This window comes from Methanobacterium formicicum, assembly GCF_029848115.1.
Lineage (GTDB): Archaea > Methanobacteriota > Methanobacteria > Methanobacteriales > Methanobacteriaceae > Methanobacterium > Methanobacterium formicicum.
In genome coordinates this window covers 1-17,433 of the sequence record NZ_JARVXG010000023.1, presented here as the reverse complement: position 1 = coordinate 17,433, position 17,433 = coordinate 1, and the positions used below count along the sequence as shown (strand labels likewise).

General features: G+C 36.2%; 17 protein-coding genes. 7 read left to right on the top strand and 10 right to left on the bottom strand.

Features of this window, described 5'->3' with window-relative positions; translation table 11 throughout:
• Positions 1 to 475: 475 nt before the first annotated feature.
• The 5 genes from bsh to QC759_RS01395 all read right to left on the bottom strand — a co-directional run bounded on the left by bsh (position 476) and on the right by QC759_RS01395 (position 5,777).
• Positions 476 to 1,462 (bottom strand): choloylglycine hydrolase, encoded by a 987-nt coding sequence (gene bsh, locus QC759_RS01415; protein ID WP_048073585.1) that lies wholly within the window; start codon positions 1,460 to 1,462, stop codon positions 476 to 478.
• Between the two features lie 296 nt (positions 1,463 to 1,758).
• A complete protein-coding gene (locus QC759_RS01410; RefSeq protein ID WP_048073584.1) occupies positions 1,759 to 3,678 on the bottom strand; it encodes a DUF11 domain-containing protein in 1,920 nt (639 codons plus the stop codon).
• A 70-nt stretch (positions 3,679 to 3,748) separates the two neighbouring features.
• Entirely contained in the window at positions 3,749 to 4,231 is a 483-nt protein-coding gene (locus tag QC759_RS01405; protein ID WP_048073583.1) for an HXXEE domain-containing protein, read from the bottom strand.
• Positions 4,232 to 4,391: 160 nt separating this feature from the next.
• Positions 4,392 to 4,817, bottom strand: a complete 426-nt coding sequence (locus tag QC759_RS01400) for a DUF3792 family protein (protein WP_048073582.1) — start codon at positions 4,815 to 4,817, stop codon at positions 4,392 to 4,394.
• Positions 4,818 to 4,874: 57 nt separating this feature from the next.
• Positions 4,875 to 5,777: a DUF5518 domain-containing protein gene (locus QC759_RS01395; RefSeq protein WP_048073581.1), complete on the bottom strand. Its 903-nt coding sequence runs from the start codon at positions 5,775 to 5,777 to the stop codon at positions 4,875 to 4,877.
• Between the two features lie 449 nt (positions 5,778 to 6,226).
• Here QC759_RS01395 and QC759_RS01390 point away from each other — a divergent pair, with 449 nt between their 5' ends.
• Together QC759_RS01390 and QC759_RS01385 are read left to right on the top strand one after the other, a co-directional pair.
• The gene (locus QC759_RS01390; RefSeq protein WP_048073580.1) at positions 6,227 to 6,808 is read left to right on the top strand and encodes a dienelactone hydrolase family protein; all 582 of its coding nucleotides are present in this window, start codon (positions 6,227 to 6,229) and stop codon (positions 6,806 to 6,808) included.
• A 576-nt stretch (positions 6,809 to 7,384) separates the two neighbouring features.
• A complete protein-coding gene (locus tag QC759_RS01385; RefSeq protein ID WP_048073579.1) occupies positions 7,385 to 7,843 on the top strand; it encodes an SHOCT domain-containing protein in 459 nt (152 codons plus the stop codon).
• A gap of 205 nt (positions 7,844 to 8,048) precedes the next feature.
• On the opposite strand, the gene QC759_RS01380 is transcribed toward QC759_RS01385, so the two are convergent.
• The 4 genes from QC759_RS01380 to QC759_RS01365 are packed head-to-tail and all read right to left on the bottom strand — an operon-like array spanning position 8,049 to position 11,894.
• The gene (locus QC759_RS01380) at positions 8,049 to 9,455 is read right to left on the bottom strand and encodes a hypothetical protein (RefSeq protein ID WP_048073578.1); all 1,407 of its coding nucleotides are present in this window, start codon (positions 9,453 to 9,455) and stop codon (positions 8,049 to 8,051) included.
• A gap of 46 nt (positions 9,456 to 9,501) precedes the next feature.
• Complete coding sequence (locus tag QC759_RS01375; RefSeq protein ID WP_048073577.1) at positions 9,502 to 9,738, bottom strand: DUF2188 domain-containing protein; 237 nt, start codon at positions 9,736 to 9,738, stop codon at positions 9,502 to 9,504.
• Positions 9,739 to 9,790: 52 nt separating this feature from the next.
• A complete protein-coding gene (locus tag QC759_RS01370; protein WP_048073576.1) occupies positions 9,791 to 10,912 on the bottom strand; it encodes a 5'-methylthioadenosine/S-adenosylhomocysteine nucleosidase family protein in 1,122 nt (373 codons plus the stop codon).
• Positions 10,878 to 11,894: a hypothetical protein gene (locus QC759_RS01365; RefSeq protein ID WP_048073575.1), complete on the bottom strand. Its 1,017-nt coding sequence runs from the start codon at positions 11,892 to 11,894 to the stop codon at positions 10,878 to 10,880. Before QC759_RS01365 ends, QC759_RS01370 begins: the two co-directional genes overlap by 35 nt.
• Positions 11,895 to 12,345: 451 nt before the next feature.
• Here QC759_RS01365 and QC759_RS01360 point away from each other — a divergent pair, with 451 nt between their 5' ends.
• The 3 genes from QC759_RS01360 (at position 12,346) to QC759_RS01350 (ending at position 15,227) form a co-directional block, all read left to right on the top strand.
• Positions 12,346 to 13,227, top strand: coding sequence for a CBS domain-containing protein (locus QC759_RS01360; protein ID WP_048073574.1), 882 nt, complete (start codon positions 12,346 to 12,348; stop codon positions 13,225 to 13,227).
• A gap of 443 nt (positions 13,228 to 13,670) precedes the next feature.
• A complete protein-coding gene (locus QC759_RS01355) occupies positions 13,671 to 14,591 on the top strand; it encodes a deoxyhypusine synthase (RefSeq protein ID WP_048073573.1) in 921 nt (306 codons plus the stop codon).
• Positions 14,592 to 14,630: 39 nt separating this feature from the next.
• Positions 14,631 to 15,227: a hypothetical protein gene (locus tag QC759_RS01350; RefSeq protein ID WP_048073572.1), complete on the top strand. Its 597-nt coding sequence runs from the start codon at positions 14,631 to 14,633 to the stop codon at positions 15,225 to 15,227.
• Here QC759_RS01350 and pyrF read toward each other — a convergent pair.
• On the bottom strand, positions 15,171 to 15,821 hold the full coding sequence (gene pyrF / locus QC759_RS01345) for an orotidine-5'-phosphate decarboxylase (protein ID WP_048073571.1): 651 nt from the start codon (positions 15,819 to 15,821) through the stop codon (positions 15,171 to 15,173). The genes QC759_RS01350 and pyrF overlap by 57 nt on opposite strands.
• Positions 15,822 to 16,175: 354 nt before the next feature.
• Between pyrF and QC759_RS01340 the strand changes: the two genes are divergently transcribed.
• Both QC759_RS01340 and QC759_RS01335 read left to right on the top strand, forming a co-directional pair.
• Positions 16,176 to 16,400 carry a TRAM domain-containing RNA chaperone gene (locus QC759_RS01340; protein ID WP_048073570.1) on the top strand — a complete coding sequence of 75 codons (225 nt, stop codon included), beginning with the start codon at positions 16,176 to 16,178 and terminating at the stop codon, positions 16,398 to 16,400.
• A 104-nt stretch (positions 16,401 to 16,504) separates the two neighbouring features.
• Positions 16,505 to 16,729, top strand: a complete 225-nt coding sequence (locus QC759_RS01335) for a TRAM domain-containing RNA chaperone (RefSeq protein ID WP_048073569.1) — start codon at positions 16,505 to 16,507, stop codon at positions 16,727 to 16,729.
• The last annotated feature ends 704 nt before the right edge of the window (positions 16,730 to 17,433 follow it).

The window sequence follows — 17,433 nt, the reverse complement described above, 5'->3', positions numbered from 1 at the left end:
CCCCCAGCTAACATGTTTAGGCCCAAACCAGCGTTTATTAGTTATTCTTTTCATAGTTCCCCGTCCTATTATTATGTATTAAAAGATATGTAATTGAATACTTAATAAATATATACCGCTATGAGCAAAAAAAGTATTAAATTACAGTACTAATCATACAAGCTTCAGGTTTATGATATGCATTTTAACCATCTATTTTCCAGGGAATGATGTTTTCAACATATTTTAACTAATCTTCCTAATAATAAGAAAATATATTTGCTTTGATCAAATAGATATACTCCTTAAAGCCTCACTTGAAAGGTAATTAACAGCTGTTAGAATAGAGTCTCCGAGATGAAGAAAGAGATGAAGAAAGAGTTACAAGAATTGAAGGGTGATATTTGAGGTTATTTTTTCTGCAATTTTTAAACAAAAAAGCTATTTTTAATACTAAAAAAAGAAGGTAAGAAATGGAATATAATTCCATTTTCAACTAATTTTGATAATTTATATCCTGTGTTGTTAGATACTGGCATTTTATTAATTCGTCGCCATCCAAGTCTTCTTTATGCATATCAACGGCATTTATTCGGTTATTTTCATAATTTTTGTAATAATAGATGCCGTTTTCCTGGTCCATACAAGCAGAATATGTTGTTTTTTCTGCCATTCCCTCTGTTAAAACCCCAGCTTTAACCATTTTTACAGAGTCCAGCATGTGCATACACTGGGTCACGGCACTGATATCATCCTCCAGAACTGGCATATGAGCTCTAGCATAGGCAATTCTCACAAATCTTGTAACGCTATGAGAATCTCCGGGAAGTCCCAGAGTACCCGCTCCAACACCATGAATCTGCAATAATTGGTCACTCCACTTGACTGGTTCTGGTTGATTAGGACTAATAGATATGTATCTGTTTAGATTCATTAAATGCCAGTCAAAGGTTGGTTGATTGGTCATTACTCCCACAGGGTTATCAAAAACTGCAAGTTTCTCTTTAGTTTTTTCAACTACAATTGACGCACCAGTTTTATCAGCTATCATCCAGTGGAGTGTGGGAACTGGTGTCTTGTCATTTAAGGGCACATCTACTAAATCTATGTTAGAAAGAGCACTTTTAACTTCATCAATTGTATCGTAGTTGGAGATTACCCAGTAAATGAAGTCGTAAGGTGTGATATTTGTTTTACCAGGTACTGGTTTTGCTTCAAAATGTGCGAATCCTTCAAAATTCAGACCAGCACAGACTAATCCATTTTCATTCATGGCATCAAACATGGAAGGATGGTCGTCAATTACAGCCCCAATGCCAATAATAGCTTTGTTGGTCGTTTGCATATCTCCGGTAACTTTATCTTCCAACAGGTAATTTCTCGGAAGAATTAGGGGAGATTCATTTACATTATATGCCAAGTCCAAATTTCGTCCAACAAAATTATTCCCCTCTTTGGTTTGTATACTAAAGGTCGTACACATTTTTTTTCACCAATCTTTTTCTTATGTTTTTTCAATTATTTATTTTTTCAGTGAGTGCAGATGAAATCAGAGAGAATGATGGGGACATAAACTTAAGGATAGGATTCAGGATTTATACCTTCTAGCAGACTCTGATGACCTTCTAAAAACTTACCGGGGTTATATTACTTGAAATTGAATAGATTCCCGGTTAATTATTTAATGAATGAGGTCTGGGGTTTAAAAAAATGGGTTTAGAGATAAAAAAGAGTTATAATGTGGATTTTAAGATATTATGGTTTTGTTTCTAATATGGATTATAAATCCATTCTAGAACTATTTTTTGCCCATAAAAAACTCCCTAGGACTATTAAAAGAGCCATGATAATCGCGGAGGAGGGCATGCCTGTATTTTTCATCCCCACAGTTTTACTGGCATCTACAGTTTTAATTTTATCTGGGGCATGAACTGTAAGGAATAGGGCCTGTATTTTTTGATTTAAATTGGGGTTAAAGCTGGCAGTGCTTATTTCTGGAGTTATAATAAAGTTTCCAATACGTTCTACCATAAATTGAACATAAGCATAGGGGTCACCCACTGGAACATCTCCCAGATTCCAGATAACCGTCCGGGTAGCAGGATCGTAATAGATGCTACCGTTATCTGCCCAGGTATTTATAAATTGCATGCCTTCAGGGATTGTAAACTTCAAAATGGTTTGATAGGCAACGTTGGGTCCATTATTTCCCAATTTCAATGTAGCTGTTACTATATCACCTAATGTGGGATTTGGATTATTTATTGATGTTAATAGGTAAATATCTGAAGCTGGAGCCATAAAAGCATAAATTATTGAGGTGTATATTTCCAGTTCTGGGGAACCATCAACAAATGTACCTCCGCCATATAGGGTTCCATCTTTTGCTATGGCTGGTTTAGTTGATGATGGTATATTAGAAGTCCATTTTAAAGTTCCATTGGGGTTTATAGCATGCATGGGGGACAGGGCAGACAGAACATATATGGTGCCATCAGCTCCAATTATGGGGGATGACTCTAGGTTATTAATGGGATATTTCCATACTAATGAAGCTGCACTCCCTAAATCTATAAATGAATATAAATTTCTCTCTTTTGAAACTAAATCAGATGCACCTAAGTATACAGTTCCATTTGAAGATATGGCCGGAGGAGCCATTATTCGATCAAATTCACTTATAATCCATTTCAACATCACGTAACTGTCCTTATCTTCAAAGGCATAAAGGTAAGAATTCCAGGAGCCAGGTGAAATCAACTTTTCAAATCCCACATAAATAGTGCCATCCGGGCCAATGGTGGGGTATCCTACCGGGAAAATGGACCTTTCATCCCTGATTGTGTAGGTCCATTTACAAATGGCACTAGATTGTATGTCTTTCAAGGCATAGAAGACAGAATAATAATCTAAATATTGGCGTACAAGCGCGTTAAAATAAATATAACCTTCTTTGGATAAACTTATTGAACCCACCAGGCTGCTGCTATCTCCATCCATAACAGTGTAATTCCATTTCTGCGTACCATTGGAATTAAGTGCAAAAATAACCAACCTGCCATCATCAATATTCATTCTAGCACCGAGGTAGATGGTTCCATCAGAACCTATTACTGGTGATTGGATGGGAGACGAGCCAGTGGGAGGATCGCGAAGCTCTAAAGGTAAAATGTATTCCCACGTGCATTTTGCTTCGGTTCCGCAATCTTTCAGGGCCATTATAGTTCCCTGGTAGTAAGACATATCTCCATTGGATTTTAGGGGCACATAAATAGTTCCATCCGGACCCAGGATGGGAGTATGTGTTATGATTGATTTTTCAGGTTCTGAGAATGTATAAGTCCATTTCAAAGTTCCATTGGAATTCAGGGCAACTAAGCGGTAAATATCATACTGGGTATCACCAACGTCATCGTAGGAAATATATACTGTGCCATCAGAACCAACGAGTGGTGTAGATGCAAATAACACACTTTTACCTTCAAAAACAGAGTTATTGGCCGATGAATAATTCCACTTTATTGCGTCGTTCTGAGAAGATAGGTAAGGTGATTGGCCGGTTTTTTGATTATCATAAGCCTGTTGCGGCCATTGGTTATCTGATTCGGCTGCGCTAACCATTGAAAGAGATACTAAAAGAATAAATGATGTTAAAATTAGTTTTAACCCGGTTTTGCCAGATATTAAAGTTATAATCATCGCCCCCCATGTAAATGTAAAAAATAGTATTTCAAAAGCAATATTTAAGGTTTTAGATTCTAGGGATGGGTTAAGTGTGAAAAGTAGGTTTTCCTATCTTTTTCCTTTTCTCTTTTTTTGTATCATGGTTGACATACATCACTGCAAAACCTATGATTATGGACAATACTAGGTCTAGGTTGTTTAACATTCCAGATACTAAAAAGTTGTAGTAAATATACAATGAAACGGGAACATATATTGCACTGGCAGTCACAACCCCTGGAGAATATTCACCAGTGCGTAGGGTGTAGTATGCATGGATCAAGAAGTTTGAAAATATCCATGCAGCGGAGGATAATCCGATAACCAGGGTTAATTCGCTGGGATAAAAGATTGCAAGTGATGTGGCTATGATAACGTAAGCCATGAAAATAACATTTCCAATAACGAACTGGCCGAAGGTTTCAGGTGCACCAATGTATTTAATGGCCCACGGAACGAAACGTGGTGATTCTTCTAAGATATGTATAAAATATGCTACCGGTACCAGCCATAAAATTGTTAAGTCCATTATAACATCCCCCCACTAATATTACATGCCTAATCTGTAATTTTTTTTATTTATAATTAATCATAGTATGTTTCGAGTCGAAAATTTGGGATGTTCCCCATTAAATAATTAAAACGTATATTAAAACATCCAATACTAGATACTCATTTTCTTTTGGATATTAAGTTGCTCTGATTGCGAGGTAGCTACCTAAAGTTGGAGCTAAAATATATCCTAAAGTTGCAAATAGGGTAATGATCGGGCTGGATGAGTCGAGATTTGAATGGCCTTGAATAATTAAATACACATGGGATATGATTGAAATAAGAATAATTCCTAACCCTACACAGATTCCATTTAGTAATTGTTTTTCTTTTCCAATGTATGTAGCTATAAATCCTCCAATAACTGAAACTCCAATAACTTCAATTGTATTAATTAGATTAATTTCTAATATGCTTAAGTTGGTTGAAGGAATAATTGTGTAAGTTATCAAAGATATGAAAAAACAAATAACAAATGTGATAATGATTCCGGTAATGATGGAAGTGAAATTAAATCCTTTATCCAAATATTTAGTTTTAAAAGATTGTTTTTTATCTACCATCAGCCAACCCCTAAAATTATAGATAAGATATTATACTTATATTTCTTAGAAAATTTGTTAAGCTGGCCCAAAAGTACTTAGAACCGCACCCACACGAATTACATTTGCTAAAATAAACACAAGAACAATTACAACAGCTGCTATTAATATGTATACTCCTTTTTTATTGGTCTTTTTTTGCACAGCCACTGCGATGATTCCACAGATTGTACCAATGAACAGAAATAGTATGAAACCTGAAATTGTTCCCAATATGTATGAAATAGCAGTGATTGTTTCTGGTGATATGTTTAAATTAGCCACTTGAATGTTTGTTTGATTTGGTGATAAGAAAACGACCAATGGGGCGGATATAAGTCCCGCTATGCTTGTTGGCAGTCCTCCGTAGAAGATTCCATTAATATAAATCACTTCCACAAGATAAAGCGCAATGAATCCACCGATTACTGGTGCTATTAAACCCATTTTTGGTAAATACAATCCAGTAAATAGAGCTATTAAAAATGTAACCCCAAATCCAGCAATAACCGCCTTCCAATTCACCTTTATTTTTTCCCCACCTACTTTGCCCATATTAAATTTGTAACCTTTTATTTCTGCCCCAATACCTCCTAAAATTGAGCCCACAGCGGAACACACGATTAATGTAATAATGAGTGCATACATCTCTCCCATAATAACTATGCTTGCTGGAGCCTCACGGGGAAAAATTAAATCAAAGATCATTGAAACTCCCCCTAATATTATGGCAGTGATGATGCCCATCACTATCCCGTGTTTTGCTCCTTCCACATAAGTTCCTCCGACCATATAACCGGTTAATAGAGCACCGATTAGGAATCCAACGTATATTCCATAGGAATAAATTGGAGATAACATCAATAAAAACGAAGATAAAACACCTAAAACTATTGCGGTAGCAGAACCTGCCAGTACTGCTTTCCAATTAATATTTTCCATTTGATTACGCCCCCATCATAATAAAATTTTCCAGGTAATTTTAGATTACTATGATTATCTTATTTATTAATATTGTAAGCTGATTAAAAATTTTATTATTATTAATTTGTGACATCAAAAACTTTTTTGATGTCAGGTAAATTCTCCTATCATGTGCTATTAACATTATATATAATGGATGAAATCCGGGAACTGCATAATATTAGTAGTGGAGATGAAAAGGAGATAAAAAAGTTGAAAGGTGAGGTTTAGGAGGGATTATTTTTTTTGATTGAGAATATTAAATTAAGTTTTCACGATATTAACTCATCATTATTTAGTAGGGTTAATCACAATAGGTTAAAACTCTAAAACAGCCTTACAAAGCTTCGAGAAGCATGAAAAATCTAAGAACCTAAATTATTAATAGTTTCAAAATAAAAGGGATTGTTAAATAAGGAGAGCGATTTATGGCAAATATAGTAATCTTTCATTCGGTTTTAGGGCTTCGAAGGGGAATAATTGAAGCTGCAGAAATGTTAGAAGATAAAGGACACAATGTTCTCACTCCAGATCTTTATAATGGTGAAACATTTGATGATATGGAACAAGCACTCCAAAAATTTGAGGAAATTGGAATCGCAGAAATGGTGTCTCGTACTATTTCTTCAGTTAAAGATTTTCCCAGTGAAACAGTTTATGCTGGATTTTCGAATGGAGGAACGTCGGCTGAGTTACTTGCTGGAACAAAGCCGGGTGCCAAGGGATGTATTTTATTTCACGCTGCTTTACCTCTTAATATGATTGGTATTGAACGGTGGCCATCCAGTGTCCCTGTTCAGGTTCATTATGCAGCTAAAGATCCGTGGAAAAATCAACAATTTATCGATGAATTTTCAAAGAGCATTCATCAATCTGGCGCCAGTTATGAATATTTTGAGTATCCTGTCACAGGACACCTGTTCACTGACCCAGATTCACAAGATTACAACAGAAAATCATCTGAATTGTTATGGCAACGGGCAATACAGTTTTTACAGGATATTAAATAATTTCTCAATCATCACAGCATATTCCTGGCTTAATTAGGATTCTATTATGGATTTAATGGCAGATCCTTGAATTAAACTTGGGTTATAATGTTATCATGACTATCCTAAAATAATATCGAAGGTAAAGGATTTATGCAACTCTTAAAGGTTTAAAAGGCCCTCAAAGAGATGCACCCCCAAAATTTGTGGGTAATAACCGGGAGCTCCACTTTACAAATATTGAAAGGAAATTATTTTTCAATGAATATGTTCCTCGTGTTTTTGGAAGTCCATATAAGAAAGGTACCATAGAAATGGTTGAAATTTAACCAGAGGGGAGTAGAAGAAAAGTAGAGGGACTTAAAGAACCTGAGATACGTGTAAATCTTACAAAGGATATTTGTCAGATTTAGAGGTTTGAGGACTTTTAATGAAGCAATTATCTTGGCTCATGCATCCTCAGGACTGGGGTGATCTTAGGGAAATTTTTGCTTATCCTGTATTATATTTAAACATTTTTTAAATCCTCCAAATTTTAATAAATAAAAAATTGCAAGAATTAATTCACTTACTTCACAATTACTAAGGAATAAGGAAATGACTAAACCCGAAGAACAAGCTATTAGTTTGCCGTGTAACCATAATTCGAAATATGGTACGGTCACCTTAAAAGATGAAGGAGTTTGCATTATATTAAGAAGTAACAATCCTTTTGCAGATGATTCAAAGAGTGAACTAATTAAATATCAAGATATATTAAGTGTTCGTTATGATAAAGGGTTTACCTTATCCAGATGGCCCAAATTATACATTGAAACTACCACATTTTCTAAAAAGATTGGTATAAATGTCACTGACCGTGACTTGTTAAAACAGTTTGTGGATAAGTTGAATTCTCGTATTTTGGAGGTTAAAACTTCTGAGGTTAAAACTCAAGAGATACCTGAACAAACTTTGGCGGAGAAATTAAAAGAGGCTAAAGAACTATTGGATATTGGAGCTCTCAGTCAGGAAGAATTCGATGAAATTAAACAGAGATATTTAAAAGATTTTTAATTGGGATATTCATATCACTTGAATACCCAGATGTAAAAAACTCCAGAGTAATCTCACACTTCAAGGATACTTAAACGTAAAAAGTTCCTGGTTAATTATTCAATGGATGAATTCCGGGATTTACAAAAACGGGTCTCAGAGATGAAAAAGAGTTAAAGGAGCTGAAGAGCGAGGTTTAGAGGGCTATTTTTTTTGATTGTGAATATTAACTTGAAAAGAAATTACAATTTAATTTGTATGTTCTAAGTGATGATGTTCTGGGAGTATCAATAATATTATTAATTAATAGACATCTAATTGGATATTTTTCAATAAATGTATCAGTTGTTTCTCCGAAAACTTTTTCAGAGAACTCTGATGCAAAAGAATTATTATTTTTAATCTTTAATAGTAATGGCATCACTTTGTTTAAATTATGCCCTGAAAAGTCTGAAAAAACAGGGTTCATCCAATATTTTGTTTTTGGATTTTCAAATTGCAGTTTGAAACAGTATAAAGTTAAAATTAAGCTAAATTGGCATAAGTATTTTAAAAATTCTTCTTTAGATCTGAAGAATTCATTTAAAAATTCTTTGTATTCATAAGATTCATATAAAAACTTGAATGCTCCTACTAAATAATCTGAATCTGCAAAGATTGATGGGTAAAATACACTTTCTATTAACCATATGGGGTTTGATATAAGATTTGAACTATCTTCATTAATCATTTCAATTTTTATGAGCTTGCCTAAAATATCCAATCTTTCATTTTTGATTGCACAAGCGCCTAAGCAACAATAAGTGTTAAATAAAGTTACATGAGGTAAATATCTTATTATGTGTCTTGAGCTATAATTTCCTTTACCTTCGAATAATATATCTGATAAATTATAAATATTTTGAAGACTTTTAAGAAATTCATTCGTATAATCAGAGGAGTATTCGATCAAAGTTAATCCAATTGAGGTTATTTGGTCAGTGTAATTTTCTAATGCTTTTAAACCATCAATAATAACTGTATTGCCTTTTTCCGCATATGCCTCATCAAGTTCAGGATAAAGATCTAACCATTGATTTTCAATTGTTTTCATTTGTTTTTTAATTAATTCACGTAAGCTAACATCATCTTTTTCTTTAATATAATCTTTCGATTCGTCAATCACATTCTTTTCAACAAAATTCCTTAAGTTCTCTTGATTAACTAATTTTAATCGTTTTTTTATCTGTTTTTCTAATTTAATTTTAAATTCATTGAGATCATTTGGATCCCAAAAGATAATGTCATAACCGATTAAATCAAAATGAATTTTTGGACCATTTTTTTTAAAATTAGGGCTTTCGGGGAGATGATCTTCTCTAGCAATTAAAATTAAGTTTTGAAATTTATTTAGGCCCATCGTGTATCCTACTTCCAAATAACAATTGGGTCTTTCATTTGTCAGATCTGCGAGAATAATATCTGAAGATTTTATGAAGTTAACAATCTCACTTTTAAGTAGATTGCCTTCATTATGTTTGTCAACACGTTTTACATCCAAATCACATGTTTTCAATGTAGGAACTAGAATTTCGTCATAAAAACTGTCTAATTCCGGATTACCAATTTGCATGATGACAAATGCTTGTTGCATTGAATTCAGACTCCTTGAAGTTTAATAGTCTTAATTATGAAATAAACTATTTCTCATCCTTGGGAGGGCAGGGATCATTACCGAAACTACTACGTCCTGTTTTTTGGAATTTTCCATCTTTTTTGTGAGGTATTACTTCAACTTTGTCTTTTTGACCTTGTTTGTTTGCATATTTTTGTGCTTCAGCCTTTGTATCAAAATTTTTCGAGGCTTTTGGTGCTCCTTCTCTTTTAACATCCCAACCTTTTTCACCTTTGACAATGTGAATATTTTTTTTAGGCAAATTAATACCCTCCTATTATGGTTATTTTTACATTATCTAGACGCATTAGTTTTTAAAGTGATGAATTATTTTTAATGAAATCGAAAAAGAATTTTGCTGCAATATTCGAGCTGTAGTTATGCCAATTGTTATCTTTATCACAATCACCATAATCTGAAATGCCACTAATAATTAAAACCCCTTTATGAACTTTTTGTTGATATGCAACTGTAGCGATTCCTCCACCTTCCATTTCTAAAGCACAAATTTTATCATGCACGTTTTCACGGATGTCATGCCAGATTTTTTCTGATCTAATTAATTTATTCCCTGTTGCTATGGGGGCTATAATGTGTTTTGATTCATTAAGTCCATCATTATTCCATTCAAAATTATCAATCAAGTTGATTAGTCTAAAGTCAGATCTAAAAACTTCTGGTCGTATTTTGGATATGTTATCAAGCTCTTTGGTGTAATCATATACGAATATCTGATCTGAGATAACCACGTCACCAAGTTTTACATCTCCTTTGTATCCCCCTGCAATACCAATTTTAATTATAAAATTTGGGTCCCAATCTCTTATTAGATCTGCAGTAACAGCAGCTGAATCATTACTACCTGCCTTTGGTGATTTTACAACTATTATGTTATATAATTTAGAATCTGAATTGACACTTCCAATATAATATGTGCGAACTCCAACATCGACTCGTTCCAGATTAATTAATTTCTTAACAGCATCTAATTCGGGTTTAATTGCAGTAATTATTCCAAAATCAATATTTATTTCCTTTTCAACAACATCTTTTTTATTTGTTATTTCTTTTTCCTTTAATTTGGTCTCGAACAGTATTTTGTAGCTGTTTTTTATATCATCTTCGGTGACAATATGTTCTTTACCGCAAATATCACAACAAATTTCAAATGGAGGAATAGTCCCTCCTATCTCTCCAATTGGGTATCCATTACAGAAGTAAACCAATGACAACTCGAACAAACCGTCATTTGATCCTAGTTTGAATATTTGTTCTAGTTCATGTTTTTTACGACCTGTAAACGCAGCGATGTGATCAATACTTATTAAATCCCCATAGTCCATATGTGCTTCTTTAATATAATTCTTAATTAATTCAACATCTTCCTTAAATCGAGTATTTTCATGGTAGATGATGTCTAATTCTTCCAATGACATAATTTACCTCTTCTTCATGCCTTTCGCCATAAACTGAAAATCTATCAGGATAAATTCTGGTATATAATTCTTTTCTTAAAGCATCATTAGAACGTTCTGGCAACCAATAGAAGTTACCTCTCCTCCCTACTGCCATGTTGACACTATTTCTAGTAGTTAAAGCATCAGGATCATCATTAATGCTTTGTTCTTTTGAGGGACTAACAATTTCAATGTTAGACATTCTAGGTGTTTGAAGATTTATATTTCTAGTTCTAACTTCTCCTGAAGCTTCTATATGCACAATTGCAGGATTTAATTCAATAGGATTTAGAGGATCCCAATTAAAAATTTCGTAAATCTGATTCATGTATTTTTCCTTCTCTTGTTCATAATTAGAATCAGTTGAACGATGAATTAATAGTTCAGCATCTCCATTAACCATTGATACTTGGAAAAGAGTGGTCTCGCGTATATTTTTTATCAAAAATTTTTGTATCAAATATTTTTGACCATCATCTTCTTGTATTATATTCTTTTCAATTGGAGTGCCGAAATCTTCTTTTTTAACTCCCCATCTGATTTTAAACCAATCTAAATCATGATTAATAGAAATAATTTCTGGATTTTCTGGCAAAAAAAGAGGTTGATATTCATTATATAATTCTAAAATTTCATGTCTTTCAAGGTGTAGTCTTAATGATTCTTCATCTCTTAACAGGGATAAATAGTTTTCAGGGAGAGTAAATAGGTAAATATGTTGATTTCCGTACTCCTCTAATTGATCTAAAAGTGCAATGATTTCTTCAACTGTGACATCTCCACTATCATAATATTTTCTTAATCTTTCTCTCAATTTTTGAGTATTACCTGAGAATGTTAATTCCTTTGATTTAAGAAATTCTTGAATTTCTCGATTATTATGACTTAATGTAAGATCAATCAAAAGAGATACATCATTTTCGTTAATTGCTTCTGAATTTCCCTCTCCTTCGCCATTCATATAATTCCCCAAAAAAGGTATGATTCATTAACATATTAATATTTTCTATTACTCTGAATTTTGATATTTGAGAGCACTAAAATAAAAATAAAAACATTACCTATTAGAATGAAACTCCCAAACTCAAAACTCCTTCTAATCATTTTATTCTCCGAATAAAATACAAACAAAAACTTAGCCCTTCCCTAACAATTTATTACTTCTCCAACAAAATTTTGATGGAAAATCCTCAAGTATTAACTTATCCTACTAATTTTCCTTTTGATATCCTTAAAAATAAGGCGTAATAATCCAAATCTTTATATAATCATGAGTGACAATTAATGATAATTATAAATAATTATAAATAAGGGTAAATCATAACTACCTTTCGGATAATAAATAATAATTGAAAATTAATGAAAAATAGAAATAACATTCAAGTATTTATGTACTAAATTACGGTGGTCCAATGCTTACATCAGTTCAGAAGGAAATACTACAGAGTCTCATAAATTTATACCGCAACTCAGAAGGAATGTCCGTTAAAGGGGAAGAAATAGCTGAGTTGATGAACCGTAACCCTGGAACCATCCGTAATCAGATGCAATCCCTCCGGAGCTTGGGCCTGGTCAAAGGAGTCCCCGGACCCCGTGGGGGTTACAAACCAACCATCAAGGCATACCACACCCTCAACATCCAGGACACCGACAAAAAGAGTCTGGTGCCCATATATAAAGATGGAGAACCAGTCAGGGATATTTCCGTGGCCAAAATAGAATTCACCAGCATCCCCCACCCGGGGGAATGTGAAGCAGCTATCAAGGCCGTGGGAAACATTAAAACCCTGGATCTGGGTGATAAGATACGGGTAGGTCCCACACCAGTAAACAAACTGGTGGTGGATGGAGTGGTAGTAGGCCGGGATGACATGGACAACATACTCCTCCTGGACACCACTGGAATCCGCAGTATCCCCAAAAGAAGAGTAATGGATGTAGCCACACCCAATCTCATAACTCTGGACGGATTAACCACCATCCGAGACGCTGCCCGGGTTTTATCCACCAACAACATAGAAGGCGCCCCCGTAATGGATGACGGGGAAGTCAGGGGAATGGTAACTCTCTCCGATATCAGCCGAGCCCTGGCTGAGGCACGGGAAGATATGAAAGTAGTGGATATAATGACCAAAAAAGCCATCACCGTGGACGAAGATGTGGTCATTGCCGACGCCATTGAACTCATGAACAAAAAACACATTGGTCGTTTAATTGTGGTGGACAAGGCAGGAAAGGCACAGGGCATTGTAACCCGTACTGATCTCCTGGATAAAATCGCCGGACTAAAATAAAAGATTAAAATAACTCTTTTTCATTAAACTAACTAAGTTCAACCGTTATTCGATCATTTTCAGGACTGATTGATCATTATTTTACAGGACGTAATTGATCATTATAGATCGTGGGGTGATTCCCACCGATATATTAGAGGGGAGATGATTCTCCCAACCTAATTTTTAAATTTTGTGGAGTGATTCTCATACTTAACCCAATTTTTAAATAAATCATTAAATAAACCAAAACCCAAACTATATTTTTCAAGGATTCTCATCAAGAATTTCCTTTTCCTATAGATCCACGGGATCTTCACATATTAATTACCGGTCTTTTTAGATCTCTTTATAACTTTATGGATCCACTCCGATCCGTTTATAATTCAACATGAAGTATTATAACTTGACAAAAAGTATTATCACTCAGTATAAATTATTATAAATCAACAGGAAGTGCAGAATTGAAGATTAATCATATGAAAATAGACCCTGGAATGACCACCCTCCAATTAATTGAGGAAATGGGTAAAAGTGGGGTTCTAGGGGCTGGCCGAATGTACAGGGCCACCGAACTCCTGGCAGAAGTAATCAGTGACGAGGAAACCACGGTTTTCCTGAGCATTGCCGGCCCCATGGTCCCCGGAGGCCTCCGGAAGATCATCCGGGACTTGATAGCAGATGGCCACGTGGACGTGGTTATCACCAGTGGAGCCAACCTCACCCACGATCTTTTGGAAACATTTGGTGGTTCACACTACCGGGAACACGATGAAACTGATGAAGAACTCTGCCAGATGGGCATGGGCCGTATCGGTGATGTTTACACCAAAGCCCAGGACTTCGAGGTCTTCGAAAAAAAGATAAGCACCCTCCTGGAGGAAATTGCCCAAAAAAACAATCAACTCAATATCCGGGAGTTTATAACCGAGATAGGAAACTCTATCCAGGACCCGGAATCCATAATCTGCACTGCAGCGGAAAAAAATGTCCCTATCTATGCACCCGGCCTCATTGACAGCATGCTGGGCCTGCAACTGTGGATGTTCACCCAGGAAAACCAGCTAACCCTGGATGCACCCGGAGACATGCACGAATTATCAGACATAGTCTACAGTTCAAAAAAGGTGGCCACCGTGATCCTGGGAGGAGGACTCCCCAAACACTACGCCCTGGCCTCCAACATCTTAACCGGTGGAGTGGATGCTGCTATACAGGTGACCCTGGACCGCAGTGAAGCCGGCAGCCTGGGAGGAGCACCCCTGGAAGAGGCCAAATCATGGGCCAAGGCCAAATGCGGATCCAAACTGGTGACTGTAATTGGAGATGCCACCATAATATTCCCCCTCATGGTGGCCGGAGCCCGGGAAAAACTAGATAAATAGAATAGATTAAAAAAATAACTTTAAGGAGTCTTAATAATCATGATTTTAGAGGCAGTACTCTACGCATTATCCGGATTTTTCATGAAATTCTCGGATGATGCCCTGGACATGGAGAACAACACCCGGCTGGGCATCATCGGCGGGTTAATATGTGTGGCGGCCATAGGATACCTCTCGGTGAACTTCGCTGATGCAGCCACCATCTTCCTGGCCATACTGCTGGGAACCCTCCTGGCCGGTAAAGTGGACAAACTGGGCCACCTGGTCACCTTAGCAATTTTTGTGGGAATTCTATTCATATTTGGCATACCCGAAATAGGGCTAGCCGCACTCATCATCTGCACAGCTGCAGCATGGCTGGACGAGGTGGGGAATGACCGGGAAAGTCTAAAAGGAGTAAAAATAGTAGAAACCTTCTTCCAGTACCGTTGCGTCCTCAAAATAGCAGTTCTGGTGCTGGCGGTAGGGGGAGGATTGCAGATGATCTACCCCCATTTCCAGATCCCGGGAGTGAACCTTTTCCAGCCAGTAACCTTCCTTTATTTCATACTTTTCGACGTGGCCTATGAAATGGCTGGCCTAAAATTCAATAGAATCTATGATGGACTCAAGGGACTCTACCGGGTCCGGGGCTAGGTATATGCTCCGGCCAATAATCAGTGCATCAGCAAATTTAAGGGTATCCCGGGGGTCTCCTCCCTGAGTACCCACACCCGGGGATATGAGGAATGAATCCTTCCCAATGATACTTCTAATTTTTTCCAGACGGTCCAGGCGAGTGGAAGGACCAACATAGTTCTGGATACCCATCTCCACCCCCATACGGGCTATGTCCATGGAAACTGGCTGCAGGAACTGGGATGCACCAGGATGTGACATTTCTGTCAGGAGAAAAACCTCCTTACCATACTTTTCAGCAGATTCCACACAGCTGCCCACACTATCCGGCCCCACAAAGCCGTGCACAATAAGGGCATCGGCACCAGCCTGGAAAGTCACATCGGCGATCTTCTGGTTGGTAGCCGGTATATCCGCCACCTTGAAGTCAGTGATGATCTTACACTGGTATTCTTCTTTCACCTGGGTTACCGCTTCCAGACCCTCGGCTAAAACCAGAGGATAACCAATTTTAATGGTGTCCAAGTAGTCACTAATTTCATCCAGTAATTCCCTGGCCTGGTCCATGCTGAGGACATCCAGAGCCAGTATTATCTTGTTTTTAACCTCCATGGAGGATAGTATGTACCTGGTTATTAAATTACTTTTGTACAGATCAGGATCGGTTTACGGGAGTATAACCTAAACCTGGAGTAAAACTTGAACAGGGAGTAAAACCTAAATCTTGGAAGGTTATAATTGGTAGTAAGTACCAGCTCCAAAAAGGGGCCTACTCAGCTTCGTTATACTGACATGAGTGTGAGTTTTTCCACATCATTGTCCCTTTTTGAGTGTATGCATCTATCCCAATTACACTACTCCCTATAGAATTTAGTCAAAAAAGGCCAGAAATTTAACATACCTTTATAAGCATCCAGTTCTATAGTAAAGTCAGCCATTTCTAATGGCAAATTTGGAAGTGAATAAATGTTCGGAAATGATTACGGAAGAGATGAAAGGGAAAATTCCTCCCCTATTAACGAAGGGGAAGAATACGATGTTAAAATTGAAGATTTAGGTAGAGATGGTGACGGCATTACTCGTATAGAAGGGTTTGTTGTTTTCGTTTCAGGAGCTAAAGTTGGAGATGAAGTTAAAATCAAAGTGAACTCCGTCAGGAGAAACTTCGGTTTTGCAGAAATTGTAGAATAAAAACTAGAAATTCTTGAAGCGGAATAAAATCAATTTTATTAAGTTTTTTAAGAATTCATGAATTTTTTAGCCATTTAGGCAAATTATTTGGAAGTGAATATAAAATGTTTGGAAGTAGTTACGGAAGAGATGAAAGGGAAAATTCTGCCCCTATTAACGAAGGGGAAGAATACGATGTTAAAATTGAAGATTTAGGTAGAGATGGCGACGGCATTACCCGTATTGAAGGGTTTGTTGTCTTTGTTTCTGGAGCTAAAGTCGGTGACGAAGTTAAAATCAGAATCAACTCCGTCCGCAGGAACTTTGGTTTCGCTGAAGTAGTAGAATAAGGTAATTACCTTTTTCAAAGTAATCTTCAAATATTAAGGAATAAAATCTGATTTTATTCCTTTCTGACTATTTTTTTTAAATTCCCTTAAATTTATCCCTATTCAAGTTTACCTACTAGTTTTTGCTTTAGGTTGTTAGATTAATTCTCTTAGGTTTTGTTTTAGTTGTTAGCTTGTTTTAGTTGATTTGTTTTTAGTATTAACTTGTTAAGTTTGTTTTTAGTTGTCAGGTTGTTATGGGTTTTGTTTTTAGCTGTTTAAGTTGTTTAAGTTGTTTAGCTGTTTAGGTTGTTTTGTTTTAGTTTAGTTTCCGTTATCCCATTGTTTCCTAGCTTGATTGTTTTGGTCAGATTATGGGTTTTGCGAGGAGTGAAACTCCCCATAGTATTAGGGGGAATGTTAGTCCCGGAGATTTATCCTGGAATTATTACTTTTGACAGCCATAGATATTTAATCTGCATAATAACGTATTAATTTCAATGGATGGTTATTTATGGTACTGTAGAATTAATTGGGGACAAATTGGGAGAGATTTGGGCATATCCATTTAAGTGATAAAGGGGTATGTAGTTAGTGTGTGGTGTTTTCTTATAACACCACACGGGGGGGGGGGGCGCCCCCGGCGGGCGGGGGGGGGTGTTGGGGGCGGGTTTGGGGTGGGGTGCGTGTGGGTTATTAAAGGATTTAATTTATATATTATAAAT